The following is a 23,293-nucleotide window of genomic DNA, read 5'->3' as shown; positions in this document are numbered from 1 at the left end:
CGCTGTGAGGAGCTTCAAATTCCTTATAAACCCTTTACTACTTTCTATAATTGCTTACAAGCTACACAGAAAATTATAGAGTCACACAAGACAATGGCTACATCCTAAAAAAACAGGAAAGGGAACCGACTTTTACGTAGTTGGCTCCCATTCTTCTTTATTATGCAAGTAATACTAGACTAATGGCCATAACCGCCATTCCTCCTACCAAACCATACATCGATAAATGAGTTTCATCATATCGCTGTGCTGCTGGTAATAATTCATCTAATGAAATAAAAACCATTATACCCGCAACACCTGCAAAAACAATTCCGAACATGACATCCGTTAAAAACGGCATAAGGATTAAAAATGCTACTAATGCACCGACAGGCTCTGCTAATCCTGATAAAAATGATAACTTAAAGGCTTTTCGCCGATTACCCGTGGCAAAGAAAATCGGAACAGATACAGCGATTCCCTCTGGAATATTATGAATAGCTACTGCAATGGCAATTGCTATACCTACATTTGGATCATTGATCGCTGACATAAATGTTGCAATACCCTCTGGGAAATTATGAATGGCAATCGCAAGGGCTGTAAAAATCCCCATCTTCATCAAATGATCCTCATTGACCTCTGGCTTAATCGCATTTACCTCTTCAACAAGCTTTACCTCATGTGGATTAGTAGCCTTTGGAATAAATTTATCAATAAGCGCAATAAATAGCATGCCGCCAAAGAATCCAAGAATGGTCATCCAATAACCATTAGTTGTGCCTAATGCATTGGTTAAAGCATCTTTTGCTTTTACAAAAATTTCAACAAGTGATACATAAATCATGACACCCGCTGAAAAGCCTAGTGCTAATGACAAAAATTTTGTATTTGTTCTTGAGGTGAAAAAGGCTATTAAACTGCCCACACCTGTTGCCAGCCCAGCAAAAAGGGTTAGCCCTAATGCTAGTAAAACGTTTCCTTCCATTGCCTTCTTCCTTTACTCTTTTTCTTATTGTACTCATCTTAACGCAAAAGTTTCCTATACGCAATTCTCTTTTATAAGGCAAATATCGTTCTTTACAATATAAAAAGCAGTATTGATTCATGTGAATACAAATACTGCTTTGACTTATTGATGATTTGATTGAAACAATTTCTTGCGACGTTCATACCAAATAACACAAATGATAAACCAAGTATAGCCCATACACCAGCCAGCGAGAACATCTGACGCAAAATGCCTAGCTCCTGCAACACGAGATAATCCAATAAGCATTGTTAATATGATTGCTCCAAGCCATAATAATACTTTACGACCTTTACTATTATGCTCAGCTAAAATATAGGCTGTGGTGAATAAATATAAAATACCCGTCATAGCATGTCCCGATGGAAAACTAAAGGATGTTAGCTGGTCTTCAATTTCAGGTCGTGGTCGTTGAATCCATTTTTTTAATAGCTGATTTAAAACATTCCCTGCTGCAAATGTGAAAACAACCAATAACATGGCACGGTAATTTTTTACCCGCCAAGCTAAATACGCCAGTAAAACTACCGCTACAGCGACCACAAATTCAGGTTCACCTATATAATGAAAAACATCAATTAAACGATTACCAAAAAGCACCTCTGCTATAGCAGCATCTAATTTATTCACAAAATTACCTTGATAAGTAACCCTTAATACAATAAATACAATGAACGTTATAATTGCTAATGGATATGCCCATTTTTTCATCTATTTCTTCACCTCAAAACATTCATAATATGTTGTTCACATCATAACATAATTCAGATTATTCGAGATGATGAATAGGTGTAGTTTTTAGAAAAATATATATCCTTATATTCTCGGGCAAAAAATAAGCAATATTTCCTTCACTCTATGCAAATAAGTAAATACAGCCAATGAAGGAATTACTACAATCAGGTCGTATAACCTTTTTATATCATTGTTCAACATCCACTACACTACTGTATTAACACAGGATCAAATAGCCAATCTTTCGGTCCAAAGTTTGAATCCTTTTCTCCTCTTACATCACGAGAAATATTATGTCTAATAATTGCTTCTCTAAATCTTTTACTAAATAATGTTTTCCTATACAAATATCTTCCATCATGGCTCCATTCAGCCGCATAAAAAACATCGCCTTGTACATTGCTTAAATCCTTACGATGATAAATATCTGGACCATTAATGACACCATTTAAACCACAGCTACATGGAGGCTGCTCAGTAGCAAAATATAATTTGATTCTATCACTACTACATGAGGGTAAAATTTGTGTCGGAATAATTTGATAGGCAAGTTGTTTACCTTCCTCAGGCCCTTGATGAATTACCTCTAGTAACTCATAGCCCCCTAGGTTTTCCTGTTTCATTATTGATACTAAATTCTGAGAGGCAACCCAATAACCACTTACATGTACTAAATGACGGTCCTTCATTTGCGATGTATCGATCACAATTGGTGATAGTTGTTCTTTGGCCATAAGTCCACAAGATTTACAATGTGTACTTAAAGAAAATAATGTACCCTTATCCTCGACAAACATTTCTGGTGAATTGCCTGTCGAATTTAAAGTAAATAATGGAGCCTGCTTATATTCTTGTTCTGAAAACTCAAAGTAAAAACGTTCTCCTATTGAAACAATACCTAATTCACGCTCTAAAGATTCATATAAAGCGGTTACGTGTTCATATGTTATTTCTTCATTTAATGTAAAAATGGGATTAAATTTTGTTTTTAAATTTCTTTTTTTAATTTCAGGCGCACCAACTGCAATACCATGACGATTATAAACATTAATCACTTGATCTTGGCTAGATTCGTCTATAGAAAATAAATTTTCGAGTTCTACTTTCACACTACACGCCTACCTTTATAAAGTTTTATGGTGAAGTATATTTTTACTAGCTAGTAATATTGGGCAATCTACGTTTCCTACTTTATGCACAGATAGTCTGGCTGCTTATTTTAAAGCATTTTTTTATAGCAAATCTACTTAACCATCCTTAAATTAAGCGTACCAGTAGTTATACCACCATTTCAACTTCGGGTTTACGCCAATTTTTTGGCGGTCTTTGCATATATTTCTGGCGGGATTTGGCGGGCATATAAAAAACACCGCCACTTTTTGGCGGTGTTACAATTTAGTGATAGGCTATTTCTCATAAGAAATAAGCAATATTTACTAATGGAAATATACGGATTTATTAATTCCCAAAAAGGCCCCTATTAATTGAAAATTATACCAATAGTATAACATAGAAATAGCTTACAGTAAATTCATTTTTTCAGCCAGATTTACAGCTTCTGTACGTGAATCTACATTAAGCAAAGAAAAAAGTTGTGTTAAATAACGTTCAGTTGTTCGCTGCGGAATATTTAGTTCGATGGCAATTGCTTTATTTGTATGCCCTTCTGCAATGAGCCGTAATATTTTCTTTTCTTTTTCATTAAGATGAATATCAAATTTGGCATTTTGCAATTGAAATTTATCATCCAGAAAATCCAAAAAATTTTGGGGTAGAACAATTTCACCATTGGCAATGGCTCTTACTGTTCGTATAATTTGCTCTTTAGAAGCCGTTTTAGCTAAAATGCCTTCTATTTTTCTTTCTAAAATAAGGTGATAATAATCAGTAATATCATCTCCCGTATAAAGGATAACAGAAGCATTTGATTGAATTGATTTAATATGACGAGCTAAGTTTATCCCATTTTCTAATGGCATATTAATATCAATTAAATAGATATCATATGGCTTAGTTTTTATTCTTTGGATAACACTCGTTGCATCGCTTTCTGTATCAATAATAATATCTTCGTTTTCTTGAAATAAATTTTTCGTTCCCTCTAACACAATTGGGTGATCATCCACTATGAGCATCGTAATCAAGTGCTTCACTCCCTTCTTTTACCATAATTTGAATAGACACTCCTTGATTTATATGTGAATCAATGCAAAATTGTCCGTTAAATGCTTTTACACGCTCCTGCATACCTCGAATCCCCATCGATTCTGCTACAACAATGTCTTCCATATTACACCCTACACCATTATCCTCATAAATAATTTTAAAGCCATCCGCCTTCTCTTTAAGATGGATCTCGACTGTTGTTGCACAGGAATGCTTTAATGCATTATTTAACAATTCCTGAAACAATCGATAGATCATTAAATTCATGCGTTCATCCTCTAAATAAAGGCGATCAATTGTGTAGATTAAGACAAAGTTTGCCCGTTCCGTCACATTTCTTATTAACTTTTCTAATGCCGCATTTAAGCCTAATGTATCCAATAATGGGGGCTTTAAATTTTCGCAATATGCTCTTAGCTCATGTAGGGAGGCAACCATTTGCTGATGAATCTTTGCAAGCCTGGCCTGAATATCTTCTGTATCCTTTGCGTTTATTAACACATCTACCTCTCGTGCAATATGTAACTGCTCCTGTAGATTAGTGTCATGTAACTCTTGTGCCAGCTGATATTTTTCTTCTTCAAACCTTAACCATAATAGCTTATTTAGCCAAGGTAGCTGGCTATTATCAGTCTGTTTCATATGCTTTAGTTCCCCTAGTAACTCTTCTACCATTTTTGTATTTTCAATAAAATTATTCACATACAGCAGAAGCAATTCAAGCCATAATAGCTTGTCATCCTTGAGATAAATGGTCGTATTATACCCTAGTGCTAAGGCTCTTTTATAATGTGTATCCTGATGGAGAAATGCTACATACACTTTATCAACCTTTCGTATTTCTCCTAATCGTATTTCTTCTATCACTTCAGGTAATATAGTGATGTTTTCCCCAGCCTTTGTTATAAATTCATGGGTTTCATAGCTATATGTTAAGACAGAGACATCATCTAGTTCGAGATGTATAGAAACTTCATCGGCAAACTTCTCTAACAATTCATCAATCTTAATGGTTTTTCCAATTTTATCAACAGCCGTATATAGTTGGTGGATATAATCGCCCTTTGTTGAAAATAAAATTTTTCGTTTTCGGTAATCAACCTTTTCTTTTATATAAAAAAGCACAACTAATGATAAAAATGTAAAAAGAGTAATGCCTGACATAGCAGAAATGCCTAATTTTTTTCCTGCAAATAAATATAGCCCACCTGCAAACCACAGTGTAAAGATTGTTGAAAAGATAGTATAATAGCGCAACCTTGTAATATGATATTCAATATTAAATAATCGCTCGGCTAATTGCGTAAATATAAAGCTAAATGGGATCATCAATAAAAACAATGCACTAATCTCGGTTGAAAGAATATATGTATTAAATAGAATTTTAGGGAGTGCATATAAAAAAAGAAATGGTAGAAACGGTATCAATATACTATTCAATAAAATTTTCAACTGAGGTGAGCTATATTTGAAATAGCTTAGCAGTAAAATGCTAAGAATCAGCACAAGGAGAATAAAGAAAAATGCTAATACAGTGTAAGAAAGAGCACCGTTTAAAGCAGGATAAATAGCACCCACACACCCTAGTATAAAACCAAGCAGGGGCAATACATAAAAAAACTTTATCTGACTGGTAAACATCCAATTTGTTTTCACAAATGAATAATAATTTCTTAAAAAGTGTAATAGTATCACTAAACATAACAACATACTACTACGATTAACAATAATTGCAATTTCATCTAATTTACCCGAAGCGCCACTACTTACATAGGCTAATGAAACTGTTAACATAAAAAGAATCAGCAAATTCGTTAATGTTGTATTTCGTTGTTTAAAATGTAAATATAAAGCCACGAAGAATGTTATAAAAAAATAGCACGCTGGGATCATTAATATATAAGTAAATTGCTGAGGAATATCTAACTGTTTAATATGTATAGTGATAAGGGCTCCATCTGGCTTCATAATTGTTAATTCATTCGCAGATAATATGCTAGATTTATACTTTAACTGGTTGTGATCCTCAAATGGGCCTCCATCTACCGCTAAAATTGTATCACCAATAGCTATATTTTGTCTGGTTGCCCAGTCTTGATAATAGAGTTGAGATACGAGCCATCGATCATCCTCTTGTTCTACCCCTATTTCTATATAAGGCGCGCTATAATTTACGTAATTAAGATAAAGACCTATCATTAAATAGAGAATTATAGCGGGCCAAAATAACTTACTATACAAAGTTTTTAGTTCCAAATTTGGCTTTCTGTATTCAGCTCACCATTAAATGCTTCTAAAATGGCTTGCTGCTCTATAGATGAGATTCCAATTAATGAGGCTTTATTCTGTTCCTTTAATAAAGTTACTAGGCTCGAATTCTGTTCTAAATACTGAATTACATTCATTCTACTTATTTCTCCTCATTTCATTAGTTTTTGCAGGTAATCTTTACCCAACTCATTTATAGCTACTTGTTCCAGATCCTTCAATGCTTTAAACTTGTAGACATTTTTAATGGTAATTGCATAACGTATGGCTCCACCATTTTTCAACTCATTTTCGATTGAATTATTATCCAAAACTGTAACTATATTATCATTATAATAGTTCACAACTGATTTTGAAATATCATTTTTTTGTGATAAAAGATAAATAATAGGGAGAGAATATCTTTTATTTAGCAGATCATTTTTAGGTCCCCAACTTTTTAAACTTTGAATATCATTTTTGATTTGTTGGATAATGCCTATGTATTTCCCATATTCCTGTACTTCTCTCGATACCTCTCCTTTTGCAAGCACTTCCCCAATCAAGCAGCTCATTGCTGTTAAAGAACCTGATTTCTGCGTAATCATTTGTACATAGGAATCTTCATCACGACAATTATTAAGTAAATCTAATTGCTGACCATTTATACTTTTCAATGCGTATTCCTCAAGCAGTCTAATAGCAGACCTTTTATGTTCGAAGGAAGTATCCTCTATTGTTTTTGATGCCATCACTAGCATGGCTAAGGCTACATTTAGTGAGAACTCAGGTATTTTACACCAACTATAATCTGAATCCTTATCTTGCAGATCATCAATAATATCAAAAGATAATATTAGTAGTTCGACGGCTGCAGCAACCTTATAAATATCCTCATGTACGTTATCTACAAATGCTTCATAATGCAAAAAACATAGCTTGCCAAAGGAAAAACCTACAGCTATTTTTTCTTCTTTAAAGCTATGAAACAGCGTTTTTAACTCACGTCCAAGTAACTGCTCATTTTCAATAAGAAAGTCTAATGATTCATTAATGCGTTTATCTAATCCCTTCAATAGTCCCCTCTCCCCTCTACCTTTATTAACAAATATTATATAGATTAATGGGAAAAAATACTAGACCCGCCCCTGTATAATACAGTTAATCCCATTATTTCCTTCATAAAGATAGAGACCGCCAAAAAATGGCGTTATTCTTGCAAACCACGCCAAATTATTAGCAATTATTAGCAAAAATTTGGCGGTGTAGTATCAAACACCGCCATAAAAGTGGCGTGAACTCCCCATTGAAATGGCGTTCTTACTAATGTTACGCTTATATAAGAGCATTGGAGAAATGAAAGTCTTTTGTACTAGGAGTGATTCATAATGAAAAATGCACTAAATGAAAATGTTTTTATACTTACTGCTACTTTTTCCTGTAGCATCGTTGTTACAATGGAAGAAATTTCGATTAAAAAACCTACAGCCGAACAGTTACAGATTGAGAAAATCATTATTCAATCCGAGTTAACAGCCTATCGAGAGACGCTAGCGACCTATAAAAACATCTCAGCCTTTTCGAATTTTATTAGTGATACTCCTGGATTTGAAGAGACTTTTCAACAAAAGAGGGATTATTATATTGCACAATATGGTATTCACAGAATCTCGAACGAAAATTTCTCCAATATATCCATGGTAAACCCAGACACCTTTGGCTTGGCCATCGATTCACCAACAATCTATTTAACACCACATTATACAATTATTAATGCACGAGGGTTGGAAGTAGAGAAAGACTCTAGTAGCAATGCCGAGAACAAGAACGAGACACACTATACAAGTATCTCTGGGTTATCAATTAATGAAAGTACCATTTCCTTTAATATGGGCACAACCTGTCATAGATGGCGAAAAACATCAATGGAGCATTAACTAAAAAACGAACAAAGTAGAACTGACTTAATCCACTTAGATTTTCACCAGATAGTGTGACCCTCAAAGAGAAAACTAAGTGGTTTTTATGTATTTTTCTTGATTTTATCGATTTTTAATTTAATCATTCTAACAGAAAAAGAGGCCTCAAATAACTTGAGACACCTTTTTATCATTAGCCTTTTATATAATAGACCTCTTGTCCGCTTTCAATTACATACTCAGGCTTTGGTTTGCCTGCATTTGCCTTATGACCAGCGATATGCTCGGGGCTCTTCTCCCAATTTTTCCATGCTTCCTCTGATTCCCAACGAACCATTACTAGCACTTCTTCATCGCCACGTCGTACCTTCTTGACAAGCACTTGCTTATCGATGAAGCCAAGCTGTTGTTCAAGCAATGATGGTCCATCTGCTTTAGCACCAAAACGCTCTACAACCTTATCCGAATTCCCTTCCGTTACAACAATACGTTTAATTTGTACAAACATATTAGTTAAACGCCTTTAACACATCATCAGCTTTTAATGATTCTGATTGTAAACCACCGCCTGAAAGATACCAAACTTCTGGGTCTAAGTAGAATACTTTACCATTTTTAATTGCATTTGTTGCACTTACGATTTCATTTTCAATTGCAGCTTTTGTACCAGATTCGCCATTTTCGTTTACTACTGCGTCACGATCAACTACGAATAAAATATCTGGGTTTTTCTCACGTACAAACTCAAAGCTTGCATTATCACCATGTGAGTCAATTTTAAAGCCATCAGCTTCAGCTACAGCTTTTACACCGAATACATCATGAACAACACCAAAGCGTGACCCAGGACCAAATACAGATAATGAACCTTCGCTACCTAAAACGATTAATGCTTTTTCTTCTGATGCAGCTGCTTTACCTTTTACTTCTTCTACTTTTGCTTCATAGTCAGCAAGTGCAGCTGCTGCTTCTTGCTCTTTACCGAAAATTTTACCTGCTAATTCTACATTCACTTTAAACGATTCTAAGAAGTTTTTATTATCTACACCAACATATACTGTAGGTGCAATTTTAGATAATTCAGCATAAGCTGCTGATGCACGGCCAGAAATGAAGATTACATCTGGGTTGATTTCAGATAATTTTTCATAATCAGGCTCAAATAATGTACCAGCATTCACATACTTGCTATCTTTATATTTGCTTAAATACGCTGGTAATGAATCTTGTACAACAGCAGTAGGCTCAACACCTAAAGCGTCTAATGTATCTAGGAAACCATTATCAAACACAACTACTTTTTCTGGAATTTTGTCAAGTGTTACTTCTTCAAATGTAGTGTTACCATCGCGTCCTTCAACTGTGCTACCTGGAATTGTTAATGGGAATATTGAAGACTCTTCGCTTTGCTCCTCTGCTGGCTTAGCAGCTGAATCATCACCTTTATCTTCCTCTTTTGAGTCTTCTTTTGAGCTACAAGCAGCTAATACTAATAGCATCATTGCCATTAAAACCGTAAGTAATTTCCACTTTTTCATTTAAACTTTCTCCTTTTCCTTTTATATAATTAATGGATGGTTATTCCATCTGTTACTACCTCTAAGAATTAAAATAAACACAAATTCTACAGCCATCTTGCTCTTGAACAGGAATATCCATATCATAGATTTCCTTTAAAGCATGTGAGTTGATGATGTCATTTGTAGGACCATTTCTCACAACACGTCCATCTTTTAATGCCACAATATGATCTGAGTAGACAGAAGCAAAGTTAATATCATGTAACACAATAACAACTGTTTTCCCTAACTCATCAACCAACTTGCGTAAAATTTTCATAATCTGTACAGAGTGCTTCATATCTAAGTTATTTAGCGGCTCGTCCAGTAATATATATTCAGTATCCTGCGCAATAACCATTGCAATAAAGGCACGTTGACGTTGACCTCCTGATAACTCATCTAAGTAGTTGTGTTGAATTTCCTGCAAATTCATATAGAGAATAGCTTCGTCAACCTTTTCTTCATCTTCTGGCTTGAGATTGCCCTTTGAATATGGGAAACGTCCAAACGATACAAGCTCACGAATCGTTAAACGTACATTCATAAAGTTAGATTGCTTTAAAATAGATACTCGTTTCGCAAAATCATCTGATTTCCAGCGACGCACATCTGCCTTATCGAGTAGCACCTCGCCTGTATCTGCATTCAATAATCGGCTTACCATCGAAAGTAGTGTCGATTTCCCTGCACCATTGGGGCCAATAAATGAGGTAATCTTTCCAGAAGCAATATCAACGCTTACATCTTGAACAACAGGTTTTTTTCCAAAAAACTTGGTAATCTCTTTGACTTGAATCATCCCGATGACCTACTTTCTTTTAATAATAAGTAGATGAAGTATACTCCACCAACAAAGTTAATAATCACGCTAAGTGTTGTATTGAAGCTGAAAATTCGTTCCACCAGCCACTGTCCACCGACCAAAGCAATAATACTCATCACACAGGCACCAGCAATCAATATGGAATGCTTGTATGTTTTAAAATATTGATACGATAGATTGGCAACGATTAAACCGAAGAATGTAATTGGTCCAACAAGTGCTGTGGAAACAGCAATGAGGATAGACGACAAAATTAACATACGCTGTACTAATTTATCATACGGCACCCCTAAATTAATCGCTGTATCTCGCCCTAAAGACATAACATCTAATTGATGCATATGACGCCAGCCATAAATAAATGCTAATACAATAATAATACCTGCTGGCCAAATCAAATCAGAATTGACATTATTAAAGCTTGCAAACATCTTACTTTGTAAGCCTAAAAATTCATTAGGATCAATCAACACTTGGAGGAATGTTGTAATACTACCTAAAAATGTACCAACAATCATACCAACAAGCAGTAAAAAATGAATTGGGCGCTTGCCTTCTTTAAACAATACTCGGTAGAAAATTAACGCAAATACAACCATAGCTGAAACCGCTACTAAGAAATTGTAGTGAACATTAATAACCAAGATAGATATCGAGCCAAAGAAGAAATAGATTAATGTTTGGATTAACATATACAAAGAATCTAATCCCATAACACTTGGCGTTAAAATACGATTATGTGTAATTGTTTGGAAAACAACTGTCGAATAAGCAATTGCTATACCTGTTAATCCCATCGCCAATACTTTCATTAAGCGACGTGGAAATGCATAGTGATAGTTTCCATTTAACTGATAAAATACATATAGTAAAACAAAAGCTACTGCTAGTCCTATTAAAATGAACATTCTTGTACGATTACGCATATGCTCTCCCCCTAAACAGCATGAATAGGAAGATCGCACTTCCGATAACACCAACCGTCATACTAATTGGTATTTCATAAGGGAAGATAAGTACGCGCCCTAAAATATCACAGAATAACAAGAAGGACATGCCAAGCAATGCTGTATGCGGCAATGTTTTTGCTAAATTATCACCTTTAAACAGTGAAATAATATTCGGAATGATCAAACCAAGAAAAGGTATTAAGCCAACTGTCAGCACCACTGTTGTTGAGATCAGCGCTACTAATACTAACCCAAAGTTCATCACAAATTTATAGGAAAGCCCAAGGTTTTTAGCAAAATCTTCGCCCATTCCAGCCACTGTAAAGCGATTTGCATAAATGTAAGCTAAAATAAGTACTGGTACACTTATGTATAACAGTTCATAGCGACCTTTCATGATTAATGAGAAATCTCCTTGTAACCATGCAGAAATGTTTTGGATAATATTCGCCTTATACGCAAAAAATGTTGTAACCGACGATAAAATATTTCCGTACATTAAGCCAATAAGTGGTATAAAGATCGCATCTTTAAACTTAATTCGATTTAATATTTGCATAAATAATAGTGTGCCGGCTAAAGCAAATATGAAAGCGAAGGAAATTTTTTGAAAATACGTGACATTTGTAAAAAACATCATCGAAATCAAAACACCTAATCTAGTGGCATCTAAAGTACCCGCTGTTGTTGGCGATACGAACTTATTCCTACTTAAGCTTTGCATAATTAAACCAGCAATACTCATACCTGCACCTGCCAGCAAAATTGCTACAAGCCTAGGTACACGACTAATTAAAAACAGTCTCGTTTCTTCTGAGTGGAAGTCTAATAGATCACTTGGTTTAATATCGGCTACACCGATAAATAGTGACACAATAGACAGCACAATCGTTGCTGTTAAAAGATATCTTATTTTCATATGTAATCCCCGGTAGATTTCATTTTTGTGTGTAACGTACTTTTAGTGAAAATGATTATCATTACTCACGATTCTCATTATAAGCATGTTTTTATTCTCAGTCAACCAACAAATGAGAATTATTCTCGCTTTATTTAAGAATTTCTTAAAAAGACGTATTATCGACAAAATCTCCGTAATTCCGTTAGCCTTTCAACGTTAATTAATTTATCATTCAAAAAAAGGTAGCTGAGAACAAACGAATTTTCTCAACTACCTTTTACTAACCATCCGATTTTTTTATTCCTCTTATCCATGCTCCAACAATAAAGATAATTAACACTAGCCCTACATAACCCATCACAGCATAAAGCTTTGAAACAAGCGTTGTAAAACCTACCAGACTTGCTAGAAAGCCTAGACCTCCTATAACAATAGCAGCTCGTTTAAAATGCGATTTACTAGGTTCAATAAATCTCACTATAAACGAATAGAGCATGCCCACCGCAGTATTATAAATCATGCCTAAAAGAGAAAGTGTCATCAACAGTCCAACGATTGGATGAATTTCATTTGCTAATGCTAGCATTGGAATATCTAACCCAATGACAATATTCATTTTTGCTAGCAATGATAAATGAATAAGCAAAATTAGCGCACCTAACAAAATGCCGCCGATAATGCCACCTATTCCAGCCACCTTATCATTGCGTACTGCTCCACACATCACCGTGAGGAGAGAAAAGCTCACTCCTATATTAAAGGACATATATAATAATGCAGTAAGCCACCAGCTATTCGTGCTAATTTGAGCCTGCTGTGCAATAACTGCCTGCTCCGCAAAAGTAAGATCCATCGTAGCAATTGCGTAGATAGCAATAATGGATACAATTGTTAACAAATATGGTGTGGCAAGCGCGATTATATTAATAATGCTTTTCACATTCAACATAACCGTCGCTACAGTCAACACAACCATAGATATACTCCCTAGCCAAACTGGTAATGCAAACATTTGTTGAAAGGTCGCTCCTGCCCCAGCAAACATAATGACCGCAACCCCAAATAAGAAAATTGATAATAGAAGGTCTAATAAAAAGCCCATAAAATTCCCGGAAATTTGATAAATCAAATCCTTATGGGATGTTGTGCGTAACCTTGAGCTAACCTGAGCAATGCACATACCAACAAGTGAAAAGCCAAAAGCCGCTAATAATGCACCGTAGACCCCTTTAAGACCAAAGCTTGTAAAATACAGAATAATCTCCTGTCCAGAGGCAAATCCTGCACCAACGATAATTCCTACATAGGCACCACCGATTTGCAAGCTTTTTTTCAAGCAGTTCTCTCCTCGTTTTTATATGGTTGATGATCGATAAACCTCTGTACTAATTGTTAGTTTATCAATAACAGCTCGATTAGGTGCATAACCAATACCCGCTGATTGCGGCACATCAATATAGCCGCTTATTGCCTTTACTTCAGGTACAATAATATCCTCATACCAATAATGGCTTGAGCCCGCAGTATCCCCAGGCAAAACAAAATTACTAAGCGATGTTAGGGCAATATTATGTGCTCGTCCGATACCCGCCTCCAGCATACCACCACACCAAACAGGAATATTGTTGTTCTGACATAAATCATGAATCCGTTTTGCCTCTGTTAAGCCACCTACTCGTCCAATCTTGATATTGATGACACCACAGCTGCCAAGCTCAATAGCCTTTCTGGCATCTTCCACGGACGTAATGCTTTCATCGAGACAAATAGACGTTTGTAGCTGCTTTTGCAATGTTGCATGGTCAACAATATCGTCAGTCGCTAACGGCTGTTCAATCATTAATAAATTATAGGCATCAAGTTGCTGCAATATCTTTATATCGTTCAATGTATAAGCTGAATTAGCATCAACCATTAAAGGAATGTCTGGTAGTTCAGTACGTATAGCTCGTACCACCTCAACATCATGATTAGGCTTAATTTTTATCTTCACCCGTTTATAGCCATTATGCATATGTTCCTTTATTTGATCGATTAATTTAGCCGTAGATGATTGGATACCTACACTTACTCCCACCTCAATGCGTTGCTTGTTTCCGCCTAAAGCCTGTGCAAGAGATTGCTTTGTTTGTTGGGCATAAATATCCCATACAGCACCTTCGATCGAAGCTTTTGCCATGCAATTTCGGCGAATAGACGCAAACAATGCAGATACCTCATCAGGATGCTTGATCTCTTTATGTAACAAGAGGGGTATTAAAAAATCCTTCAACATATGCCATGTTGTCTTTACTGTCTCCTCTGTATACCAAGGTGCTACAAAAGCAACTGTTTCTCCCCATCCTGTTATACCTGATTCATCCATTGCCTCTATTAATAACAGCTCTTTTTCAGCAACTGTACCGAAGCTCGTTGTAAATGGTGCTTTCATCGGCATTTTTAAGTGCCTCAATGTTATTTCTGTTAATTTCACAGTAGTCACTCCCTACTCTTTATTATAAAGCTAATAAGGAGCGTCTGACTAATAGATAGCTATGGACATATTCAGGGTGCTTTTTCATGCGTACAATTGCATAATTTTGATTGAATAATGTTGTTAAAATTGTTCGTACCTTATAGCGCCAATCCTCTGCAAGCTTTGGGCTCTCGACTTTCATTTTCTGTAAATATTGAGGTATTGGCAATAAATAGGCATCTCTGTAAAAGGATTGGTTTAGTTGAAACGTATTATCCACATCAAGCACAGGCAAGCCATCCACCGTTAATGTCCATGGTACAATTTCCTGTGCAAGTTCCTCTAGTTCATCCAAGCTATCTGTCCCTCGTTCACGTTCAATCCACCATTCAACAACGAGTCTATCAGAAGGGAGCCCTTCATTAAAATCATCCTGTAGCGCGCCATAATAATCTATATTATAGTGATAACTAATGGTATTGAGCTTGAAAAATGCTAGATTAGCTAAATGCGCTTCTAGTGGATCAATTAACCAACGAATTAATTGAAAGCCATGCTCTTTTGCATATTCTTGTTGTGCGTGCTTCAATAACTCACCTACACCTTGTTCACGATATGCTTTCTCTACACCAATCATGTGTGAATGTAAGTACATTTCTTCATCCTGGTAGCCAACAAAGCAATAGTTAAAGCCAATAAGCTGTTCTTCTAAATAAGCACCCAGTACTAAGCCACCATTTTGTACAGCAGCCAATAGTTGATGGGAGGGTATAGCCTGAGTTCCCCATATCTCAGCATTTAGCTTTTGTACTTCTGCAATCTCTATAGGTGTCATGATTTTATGAATACGCACTTTTTCTAACATTATGCCGACGCCTCCTTCGTATGTCCTCCTGATTCTAACGCTAACAACACTGCTTTGGTAAGAATTTCAACACCTGTAACAAGTCTAGCCTGTTTAAATCTCATTTTTGGATGATGTAGCCCTGGTGTTAAGCCACAGCCTAAGCCTAACATGGTCGTTTTCACACGAGGTCTCTTTACTGCATAGTGATGAAAATCCTCTCCTCCCGGTGTGTGTACAGGCTTTCTTAAATTTGATAATCCTGCTGCCTGTATAATTGCCTGCTCCATAATATATTGTGCACTTGCATCAACCTCAGCCGCCACGATATTTGCTACGGTGCGTAAATCGATTTGCACCTTATGCAAAATCTTAGCAGAATCAATAACACGCTTTACTCCTTGTGCTAAATCGTCCATTACATTATTTTGCTGTGCACGTATATCAATTGTAAACGAGGCATTGCCAGGAATTATATTGCCTGATTCTCCCCCAGCTTGGAATTTTGTCATTTTAATAGAGACAGGAACCATTGGGTCTGTGTGAATTGTTCGTAGGTCTTCAATAATGGTTGCACCGACTTCAATTGCATTGACACCAAGATGTGGTCTTGCAGCATGAGCATCCTCTCCAATAATTTCTCCTTCAAGTAAACGAGAAGCTCCATGATATAAGGCAGCACAGTATGTACCATCCTCCAGTTCATGAACAGGTCTTACATGAACACCAAATAAAAAGTCCAAATCATCAATCACGCCTTCTTCTAAAACAGCTAATGCCCCTGTTCCCTTTTCTTCAGCAGGCTGGAAAATAACACGGATTGTTCCATTAAATGATGATTTTTGCTCCTTTAAAAGTAATAGCGTACCAATGGCCATTGTCATATGTCCATCGTGTCCACAGGAATGGTTTGCCCGAAAAGTACCATCAACCTCCTGCCATAAGGCATCGATATCTGTTCGTAATCCTACCTTTGGTGTCCCATGTCCGACATCAACATAAAGCCCTGTAGAATTTTTAAAACGTTGAGGAGAAAACCCTTCTTGTGTCAATAAATTGAATATATAATTGGTTGTTTCTATCTCATGCCAGCTAATCTCTGGATAGGCATGTAAATGTGCAAAAATCTCCATTAACCTTGGCCTTAAACGATTCAACTCTTCTTTCATGACGTTCATCCCCCTGAATTTTCATATTATTAAGATTATTATAACGAAAATAATAATGTTCTACATAAAAACTTATACCCTTATTCAGCAAAATAACTACTTAAAATATAATATTCATGCCAAATTTTAATGGCTGATGAGTTTATAACAACATAAAAAAGATGTAAGTCTAGTCTTCGTGAAGACCATACTTACATCATAACGTTAGTTAATGCCTCGCATCGCTTTTGAAATAATCGGTGAAATGATTAATAAAATAATGCCAATCACAATGGATAGTGACCCTAAAAAGCCAAAATAAGTAAACTCACTTACTACCTCATAGACCCTTACAAGCTGTGCATTAATAGCTTGTGCTGCGGCGCTTGTTAAAAACCATAATGACATTGTTTGTGCCGCAAAGGCTTGTGGTGCTAGTTTTGTCGTAGCAGATAAACCAACTGGTGATAGTAATAACTCTCCAACAACGACCAAGAAGAATGACAGCACTAACCACCATGGACTCACCAATGTTTCCCCACCAGATAAATGTGCCGGAATCATCATAACTAAGAATGATAAACCTGCAAAGAATAACGCATAGGAAAACTTACGCGGTGTTGTAGGTTGCTTATTTCCCCATTTTAACCATAGCATCGCAAATAAAGGTGCCAATGTGATGATAAATAATGGATTCAACGATTGGAACCACGAAGATTGAAGCTGGAAATTGCCAATGCTTAATTGTGTGCGTTCATCTGCATAGGTTGCCAAAATTGTTGCCCCCTGCTCTTGAATAGCCCAGAACATAACCGCTGCTAAAAATAATGGAATGTAAGCAAGCAGGCGTGATTTTTCATCCTTTGTTGTTTTTTTACTACGATACATATAGATAAAAAACACAGTGGGAATTACCACACCTAAAGTCGTAATGATTAAACTAAATACATTCATGGTTAATGTACCTGTTTTAATACCTATAATCCCTAGAAGCACAATAAGTAACGCTACAATCCCAAATTGTGTAAAGATTTTTTTGCGCTCTTCAGGCTTTAAGGGGTTATTTACTTGCAACCCTGCTAAGCCTAAATATTTTTTCTCAGTTAATTTATAAATTATTAAACCAATTAGCATCCCAAGCGCTGCTAAGCCGAAGCCAAGATGGAAGCTGTACTTTTGTCCAATTGTTCCGACAATAAATGGTGCAATAAACGCGCCCATATTAATACCCATATAGAAAATTGAAAAACCAGCATCACGACGACTATCTGTTTCCGCATAAATGTCCCCAACAATACTTGAAACATTTGGTTTTAACAAACCAGTTCCCATAACGATAAATGCCATTGAGGCAAAGAGCATCGTCACACCACCTGGCAGTGCTAACAGTAAGTGACCGACCATAATTAATACGCCACCATAAAAAATAGTTCTACGTGTTCCTAAAATTCTGTCAGCAATCCAGCCACCTATAATACCAGACATATAAACAAGTGAACCGTAAATGGCCATAATCGAGTTCGCTGTTCCTCGCTCTAAGCCTAAGCCACCTTCATTGAGTTCATAATACATAAAGAAAATAAGAATGGCGCGCATCCCATAATAGGAGAAACGTTCCCAAAATTCTGTGAAAAATAAAGTAAAGAGCCCTTTAGGGTGTCCAACAAAGCCCTTTTGAGGGACGGATTTTACCACTTCATCTTTACTAGACATATAATACCCTCTCCTGATTTTTTAATATAATTATTTCACAAAAATATAATTACCCTATTTTAAGGGTAAAAAACTTTGTTTCATCATACTAAAGTCTTTTATAAACTTTCGCAAGAGTTTTTAAAAATGTTGAAAATTTATCATTTTTCTATAAATTCCGATTGATTATTTAGGTAATTATTTTATCCTTTGATATATCTAAGTTTTCTTACTCTTTCCTAAAGAAAAAATGTTACGCAGTCATCAAATTATTCTAAAATATAAAAAAATCAGATTTACAACTCTTTATACAAATTTAACCTATTTATACTATAATAGAGAGTAATTATGAACTCCTATCATTTTTTTAAAATCAAATACGCTAATATGTTTAAGTTATCCACAAGTATAAATTTTATTCCCTACGAACAAGCAAAGGCCAAGACATTATTTAATGATTTCTTTGTTATTTCTTTCACAAAAATAAAGAAGGCTGACTAGAAAGAAAGCTCTTTCTAGTCAGCCTAAACTTCCATTAAAATTAGGTACTTCTATAGTGGTGACAAAGGAGCTATCTCAAAATGACTTTTCAGACAGCTCCTTTGTTTAGTTCACAACATAGTGTTGATATTTTCTGTAGTCTGCTTGCTTTAGCTCAAGTGAAAGCCATGTACCATTCTCTTCGTATGCTGTTTGATGCACAGAGGCATGCTCATTCAAATAGGAAACAATATTGCCCTGGTCATAGGGTATTAACATTTCACATGTGACATAATCAGAGAAGATATGCTGACGGATTAGCTGTAAGAGCTCCTCTAAACCTATCCCTTGCTTGGCGGAAATCCAAATATTATCACCGCTGACTACAGGATACGGCACATTCGCTATATCAGCCTTATTGTAGACATAAACAGTTGGAATGGCTTCAACACCAACAGCTTTTAATGTTTCATTTGTTACATCCATCATAAAGCCATGCTCAGCATTTGAAACATCGACAACATGAAGTAAAAGGTCTGCATCTCGTGCCTCTTCTAATGTAGAGCGAAATGCCTTTACTAAATGATGCGGTAATTTACTGACAAAACCGACTGTATCTGTTAATAGAAAAGTCTTTTTATCAGGTAGCTCTATTTGACGTACAGAGGTTTCCAGTGTGGCAAAGAGCATATCCTTTTCAAAGACTTGTTTATGCTCCTCTTGTCCAATTTGTGTAAGTAGCTGGTTCATGATTGTTGATTTCCCAGCGTTTGTATAACCTACAATTGAGACAATGGGCAATGCATTTTTACGGCGCTGTTTCCGCTGTGTGTCGCGTTGCTCTTGGACATGCTCAAGATCTTTCTTTATCTTTGCAATCTGGTCCTCAATTTTTCGTCGATCCAGCTCAAGCTTCGTTTCACCAGCACCCCGGTTTTTAAAGCCGCCTCCAGTTCCTCCACCCTGACGACTTAGAGACGCATGCAAGCCCACTAAACGCGGCAGCATATATTGTAGCTGTGCTAATTCCACCTGCATCTGTGCCTCACGGGTTTTTGCGCGTCGCCCAAAAATATCTAAAATTAGCATCGTGCGGTCAATCACCTTTGCCGCTAAATCACGCTCTAAATTACGAATTTGCGAAGGAGATAGCTCATCATTAAAAATGACAAGATTTGCTTGCGCTTCCTCATAGAAATTTTTAATCTCCTCTATTTTACCTGTGCCCACATAATGAGATGGTGTAACACGCTCTAAATTCTGTGTCACAACTCCAACTACTTCTACATGCAAAGCCTCTGCTAAGTTTTGCAGCTCCTCCATTGAATACTCGAAATGCTCATCATTTCGTATATTAACGCCCACTAATATGGCTTTTTCCATCAATACATCGACTTCTTTCATTCTATCCATTCGCAACCTCCCACAAAAGCCTTGCTGTCTCTACAACAAATTTCCTTTATCTTACCATACAATATATTACTCGTATTCATGAACAATTATCAATTTTCCAAAAAATGCGCCTCTTCAGCAAGGCGCATTGACGTTGTTTATGTTCTTTCTTCTTTTAATAATTGCTCTGAGCGATTAAATTCCTCTTCAATTTCTGGATTTGGTTTGTATGTCATGATACTGACAACAACTGCAACAATTAAACAAACAAAGAAGCCTGGTACAATCTCATAAAGCGTATCAGATAAAGCATCAACCTTCCCCCAAATAAAGGCCGTGATCGCACCTGTAATCATTCCACCAATAGCTCCATAATTCGTTAGCTTGCGCCAATATAAGGACAGCAGGATAATCGGACCAAATGCAGCTCCAAAGCCTGCCCATGCAAAGCCAACTAAATCTAAAATTGAATTATCCGGATTCCATGCTAAGATAATGGAAATAATGGCTACGACAAGTACAGCCATACGACCAGCAAAAACATAATGTTTATCGTCTGCCGTTTTATTAAATAAAGCCTTATAAATATCCTCGACAAGCGCTGAGGACGTTACAATTAATTGTGAGGAAATGGTACTCATTACAGCAGCTAAAATCGCTGCTAGCATAATACCTGCTATAAACGGATGGAAAAAAATTTGTCCCATTACAATAAATACTGTTTCAGCATCCTTTAATTCGCCAGCATTTTGCTCATAGTACGCAACACCTACCAATGCCGTGCCAATCGCACCAAACAAACTTAATATCATCCAGCCAATCCCAATACGTCGAGCCTGCTTTGTTTCCTTTACAGAGCTAATCGCCATAAAGCGTACAATAATATGCGGCTGGCCAAAATAGCCTAAGCCCCAAGCAACAGAGGAAATAATACCAGCTGCTGTTGCTGTAGCAGGTAATAAATTTAAATGATCAGGGTTAACTGCTTTAATGGAGGTGATTGTATCTCCTAATCCACCTGTTACAAACATACCGAATATGGGTACACTAATAAGGGCTAAAAACATAATAAGTCCTTGTAAAAAATCTGTATAACTTACTGCTAAAAACCCACCAAATAATGTATAAGCAACTACTACGCCTGAAACAATTAGTAAACCTACATGATAATCATAACCAAAGGAGCTATCGAAAAACTTGCCCCCCGCAACCATCCCTGATGATACATAAAATGTGAAAAACACTAAAATAATAATTCCCGAAGCAATTCGAATCAGCTTTGTATGATCACGTAAGCGACTATCTAAATAACTGGGAATTGTAATCGAATCATTTGTCACCTGTGTATACACCCGCAGCCTTGGTGCTACCAATAACCAGTTTAAATAAGCGCCGATTGTTAAACCAATAGCAATCCATGCCTCTACAAGACCTGATAAAAAGATCGCACCCGGTAAGCCCATTAAGAGCCAGCCTGACATATCCGCTGCCCCTGCACTTAGCGCTGTTACCGCTGGCCCTAAAGAACGTCCGCCAAGCATATAGTCTGTTAAATTGGATGTTTTCGCAAAAGCATACCAACCAATCGCCAGCATAGCGACCATATAAATAATAATGGCTAATAATTGATACATGTTGTCTGACATATGTTTCCCTCCTTGATCTATGTTTAGTATCACCCATTTTTGCGATAATAAATGTCCTTATCGAGATATTTAACAAAACTATAACCGTCTTGATTATCGTAAAATATGTTAAACTAGGGCCATCTATCACAAAATAAAGTAGGCGAAAAATATATGACATTTGAGGAAATGAAAGCTCAACTTATCGAGCAAATTTTACAGCAGCAACTTATTACTGCTACAATCAGTCAACCACGCATGAAATCCAATGACATCAAACGCATTAAATTAAAACCTTTAATGCTTAAAAATACTTACCATATACAAATGGAATACCAATATGAACGGATTTTGAAACATGAAAATATCCTTTTAGCAGACTTTCCCGCTAGGCTTGAAGCATTTTTTGAGAATTATCGTCAAGCCCATATTGATTTTATAGATGAAAAAGTACATGTACAATTATCGAAAAAAAATAAGGTGCTTTGGAAGTCTGATAAAGCTGCTGCACCAAAGCAGGTCAGTCTTACCCATAATCGTAAAAAGAATTATTTACTCTCTGATAACCAGCCCTATCCTTTTTTAATTCGACTTGGCGTACAGACAACAGAAGGAAAGGTTAAAAAGCAAAAGTACGATAAATTTAAACAGATTAATCGCTTTATTGAATTTATTGACGATGCTTTAGCTTACTTACCGCAAGATCGGCAGGTGCGAATTTTAGACTTTGGTTCGGGTAAATCTTATTTAACATTTGCTTTATACCATTATTTAAAAATTGAAAAGGGCTTAGATATTCGTGTGACGGGCTTAGACTTGAAAAAAGAAGTGATTGAGGAATGCTCACAAATTGCACAGGATTTAGGCTATGACCAGCTTGAATTTCTTGTAGGGGATATTAATGATTATAACGATGAATCTGCTGTTGATATGGTGGTAACCTTACATGCCTGTGATGTTGCTACAGATATGGCTTTAGCTCGCGCAGTTAAGTGGGGAGCGAGCGTTATTTTAAGTGTCCCTTGCTGTCAGCATGAGCTAAATCGCCAGCTTCATACACCAGCTCTCGATATTATGCTACAGCATGGGCTTGTGCGCGAACGCTTTGCTGCACTTGCGACAGATGCTATTCGAGCAGAAATATTATCATTGGTTGGCTATGAGGCACAGCTATTGGAGTTTATTGATATGGAAAATACGCCAAAAAATATTTTAATTCGTGCCTATCACACAGGTAAAAAGCCAACTACACAACAATGTGCCAACTATGAAGCCTTTTTAAAACTTTTAAATGCCACACCGTTTTTAGCAAATGAACTAAAGGATTATTTAGAGTAGGTAT

At 36.3% G+C, this 23,293-nt stretch carries 21 protein-coding genes; 2 read left to right on the top strand and 19 right to left on the bottom strand.

All coding sequences use genetic code 11. From position 1 onward, the window contains the following. Nucleotides 1-160: 160 nt before the first annotated feature. From zupT to ADM90_RS21495, 7 genes are all read right to left on the bottom strand, one after another. On the bottom strand, nt 161-970 hold the full coding sequence (gene zupT / locus ADM90_RS21525) for a zinc transporter ZupT (RefSeq protein WP_053996921.1): 810 nt from the start codon (nt 968-970) through the stop codon (nt 161-163). A 144-nt stretch (nt 971-1,114) separates the two neighbouring features. Further along, nucleotides 1,115-1,723: a phosphatase PAP2 family protein gene (locus ADM90_RS21520; RefSeq protein ID WP_053996920.1), complete on the bottom strand. Its 609-nt coding sequence runs from the start codon at nt 1,721-1,723 to the stop codon at nt 1,115-1,117. Between the two features lie 233 nt (nt 1,724-1,956). After that, nucleotides 1,957-2,856 (bottom strand): hypothetical protein, encoded by a 900-nt coding sequence (locus tag ADM90_RS21515; protein ID WP_053996919.1) that lies wholly within the window; start codon nt 2,854-2,856, stop codon nt 1,957-1,959. 411 nt (nt 2,857-3,267) lie between these two features. Further along, nucleotides 3,268-3,855 carry a response regulator transcription factor gene (locus ADM90_RS21510; RefSeq protein ID WP_235473777.1) on the bottom strand — a complete coding sequence of 196 codons (588 nt, stop codon included), beginning with the start codon at nt 3,853-3,855 and terminating at the stop codon, nt 3,268-3,270. Nucleotides 3,856-3,865: 10 nt separating this feature from the next. Next, complete coding sequence (locus tag ADM90_RS21505) at nt 3,866-6,112, bottom strand: sensor histidine kinase (RefSeq protein WP_053996993.1); 2,247 nt, start codon at nt 6,110-6,112, stop codon at nt 3,866-3,868. 47 nt (nt 6,113-6,159) lie between these two features. Further along, nucleotides 6,160-6,318, bottom strand: coding sequence for a competence pheromone ComX (gene comX / locus ADM90_RS21500; RefSeq protein ID WP_053996917.1), 159 nt, complete (start codon nt 6,316-6,318; stop codon nt 6,160-6,162). Between the two features lie 15 nt (nt 6,319-6,333). Further along, nucleotides 6,334-7,236, bottom strand: coding sequence for a polyprenyl synthetase family protein (locus ADM90_RS21495; RefSeq protein ID WP_053996916.1), 903 nt, complete (start codon nt 7,234-7,236; stop codon nt 6,334-6,336). 312 nt (nt 7,237-7,548) lie between these two features. Here ADM90_RS21495 and ADM90_RS21490 point away from each other — a divergent pair, with 312 nt between their 5' ends. Next, nucleotides 7,549-8,097: a hypothetical protein gene (locus tag ADM90_RS21490; RefSeq protein ID WP_053996915.1), complete on the top strand. Its 549-nt coding sequence runs from the start codon at nt 7,549-7,551 to the stop codon at nt 8,095-8,097. A gap of 175 nt (nt 8,098-8,272) precedes the next feature. On the opposite strand, the gene ADM90_RS21485 is transcribed toward ADM90_RS21490, so the two are convergent. The 12 genes from ADM90_RS21485 to putP all read right to left on the bottom strand — a co-directional run bounded on the left by ADM90_RS21485 (nt 8,273) and on the right by putP (nt 21,972). Further along, nucleotides 8,273-8,587, bottom strand: a complete 315-nt coding sequence (locus ADM90_RS21485) for an antibiotic biosynthesis monooxygenase family protein (RefSeq protein ID WP_053996914.1) — start codon at nt 8,585-8,587, stop codon at nt 8,273-8,275. Nucleotide 8,588: 1 nt separating this feature from the next. Then, nucleotides 8,589-9,617 carry a siderophore ABC transporter substrate-binding protein gene (locus tag ADM90_RS21480; protein ID WP_053996913.1) on the bottom strand — a complete coding sequence of 343 codons (1,029 nt, stop codon included), beginning with the start codon at nt 9,615-9,617 and terminating at the stop codon, nt 8,589-8,591. A gap of 61 nt (nt 9,618-9,678) precedes the next feature. Further along, a complete protein-coding gene (locus ADM90_RS21475) occupies nt 9,679-10,440 on the bottom strand; it encodes an iron ABC transporter ATP-binding protein (RefSeq protein WP_053996912.1) in 762 nt (253 codons plus the stop codon). After that, nucleotides 10,437-11,390: an iron chelate uptake ABC transporter family permease subunit gene (locus tag ADM90_RS21470; protein WP_053996911.1), complete on the bottom strand. Its 954-nt coding sequence runs from the start codon at nt 11,388-11,390 to the stop codon at nt 10,437-10,439. Before ADM90_RS21470 ends, ADM90_RS21475 begins: the two co-directional genes overlap by 4 nt. Then, nucleotides 11,383-12,333, bottom strand: a complete 951-nt coding sequence (locus ADM90_RS21465) for an ABC transporter permease (protein WP_053996910.1) — start codon at nt 12,331-12,333, stop codon at nt 11,383-11,385. Before ADM90_RS21465 ends, ADM90_RS21470 begins: the two co-directional genes overlap by 8 nt. A gap of 262 nt (nt 12,334-12,595) precedes the next feature. Continuing rightward, complete coding sequence (locus ADM90_RS21460; RefSeq protein ID WP_053996909.1) at nt 12,596-13,651, bottom strand: YkvI family membrane protein; 1,056 nt, start codon at nt 13,649-13,651, stop codon at nt 12,596-12,598. Between the two features lie 18 nt (nt 13,652-13,669). Then, nucleotides 13,670-14,788 (bottom strand): o-succinylbenzoate synthase, encoded by a 1,119-nt coding sequence (menC, locus tag ADM90_RS21455; protein WP_053996908.1) that lies wholly within the window; start codon nt 14,786-14,788, stop codon nt 13,670-13,672. A 22-nt stretch (nt 14,789-14,810) separates the two neighbouring features. Further along, entirely contained in the window at nt 14,811-15,635 is an 825-nt protein-coding gene (locus tag ADM90_RS21450; RefSeq protein ID WP_053996907.1) for a GNAT family N-acetyltransferase, read from the bottom strand. Continuing rightward, nucleotides 15,635-16,783, bottom strand: coding sequence for a M20 peptidase aminoacylase family protein (locus ADM90_RS21445; RefSeq protein ID WP_053996906.1), 1,149 nt, complete (start codon nt 16,781-16,783; stop codon nt 15,635-15,637). The genes ADM90_RS21450 and ADM90_RS21445 overlap by 1 nt, the downstream gene beginning before the upstream one ends. 204 nt (nt 16,784-16,987) lie before the next feature. Continuing rightward, complete coding sequence (locus tag ADM90_RS21440; protein ID WP_053996905.1) at nt 16,988-18,475, bottom strand: peptide MFS transporter; 1,488 nt, start codon at nt 18,473-18,475, stop codon at nt 16,988-16,990. A 585-nt stretch (nt 18,476-19,060) separates the two neighbouring features. Continuing rightward, entirely contained in the window at nt 19,061-20,347 is a 1,287-nt protein-coding gene (gene hflX / locus ADM90_RS21435; RefSeq protein WP_083448653.1) for a GTPase HflX, read from the bottom strand. Between the two features lie 137 nt (nt 20,348-20,484). After that, on the bottom strand, nt 20,485-21,972 hold the full coding sequence (putP, locus tag ADM90_RS21430; RefSeq protein WP_053996904.1) for a sodium/proline symporter PutP: 1,488 nt from the start codon (nt 21,970-21,972) through the stop codon (nt 20,485-20,487). 153 nt (nt 21,973-22,125) lie between these two features. On the opposite strand from putP, the gene ADM90_RS21425 reads away from it, so the two are divergent. Then, on the top strand, nt 22,126-23,289 hold the full coding sequence (locus ADM90_RS21425) for a class I SAM-dependent methyltransferase (RefSeq protein ID WP_053996903.1): 1,164 nt from the start codon (nt 22,126-22,128) through the stop codon (nt 23,287-23,289). Nucleotides 23,290-23,293 lie beyond the last annotated feature (4 nt).

It is taken from the genome of Lysinibacillus macroides (assembly GCF_001281525.1).
Lineage (GTDB): Bacteria > Bacillota > Bacilli > Bacillales_A > Planococcaceae > Lysinibacillus > Lysinibacillus macroides.
The sequence above is the reverse complement of the archived record's forward strand: the minus strand, read 5'-3'. Positions and strand labels throughout refer to the sequence as shown.

What these genes read in the sequence shown, in the direction of transcription:
- hflX (WP_083448653.1), bottom strand. Translation starts at nt 20,347, where the DNA reads ATGGATAGAATGAAAGAAGTCGATGTATTGATGGAAAAAGCCATATTA.
- comX (WP_053996917.1), bottom strand. Translation starts at nt 6,318, where the DNA reads ATGAATGTAATTCAGTATTTAGAACAGAATTCGAGCCTAGTAACTTTA.
- ADM90_RS21450 (WP_053996907.1), bottom strand. Translation starts at nt 15,635, where the DNA reads ATGTTAGAAAAAGTGCGTATTCATAAAATCATGACACCTATAGAGATT.
- ADM90_RS21475 (WP_053996912.1), bottom strand. Translation starts at nt 10,440, where the DNA reads ATGATTCAAGTCAAAGAGATTACCAAGTTTTTTGGAAAAAAACCTGTT.
- putP (WP_053996904.1), bottom strand. Translation starts at nt 21,972, where the DNA reads ATGTCAGACAACATGTATCAATTATTAGCCATTATTATTTATATGGTC.
- ADM90_RS21485 (WP_053996914.1), bottom strand. Translation starts at nt 8,587, where the DNA reads ATGTTTGTACAAATTAAACGTATTGTTGTAACGGAAGGGAATTCGGAT.
- ADM90_RS21440 (WP_053996905.1), bottom strand. Translation starts at nt 18,475, where the DNA reads ATGTCTAGTAAAGATGAAGTGGTAAAATCCGTCCCTCAAAAGGGCTTT.
- ADM90_RS21425 (WP_053996903.1), top strand. Translation starts at nt 22,126, where the DNA reads ATGACATTTGAGGAAATGAAAGCTCAACTTATCGAGCAAATTTTACAG.
- zupT (WP_053996921.1), bottom strand. Translation starts at nt 970, where the DNA reads ATGGAAGGAAACGTTTTACTAGCATTAGGGCTAACCCTTTTTGCTGGG.
- ADM90_RS21465 (WP_053996910.1), bottom strand. Translation starts at nt 12,333, where the DNA reads ATGAAAATAAGATATCTTTTAACAGCAACGATTGTGCTGTCTATTGTG.
- ADM90_RS21520 (WP_053996920.1), bottom strand. Translation starts at nt 1,723, where the DNA reads ATGAAAAAATGGGCATATCCATTAGCAATTATAACGTTCATTGTATTT.
- ADM90_RS21480 (WP_053996913.1), bottom strand. Translation starts at nt 9,617, where the DNA reads ATGAAAAAGTGGAAATTACTTACGGTTTTAATGGCAATGATGCTATTA.
- ADM90_RS21490 (WP_053996915.1), top strand. Translation starts at nt 7,549, where the DNA reads ATGAAAAATGCACTAAATGAAAATGTTTTTATACTTACTGCTACTTTT.
- ADM90_RS21445 (WP_053996906.1), bottom strand. Translation starts at nt 16,783, where the DNA reads ATGAAAGAAGAGTTGAATCGTTTAAGGCCAAGGTTAATGGAGATTTTT.
- ADM90_RS21505 (WP_053996993.1), bottom strand. Translation starts at nt 6,112, where the DNA reads ATGATAGGTCTTTATCTTAATTACGTAAATTATAGCGCGCCTTATATA.
- ADM90_RS21470 (WP_053996911.1), bottom strand. Translation starts at nt 11,390, where the DNA reads ATGCGTAATCGTACAAGAATGTTCATTTTAATAGGACTAGCAGTAGCT.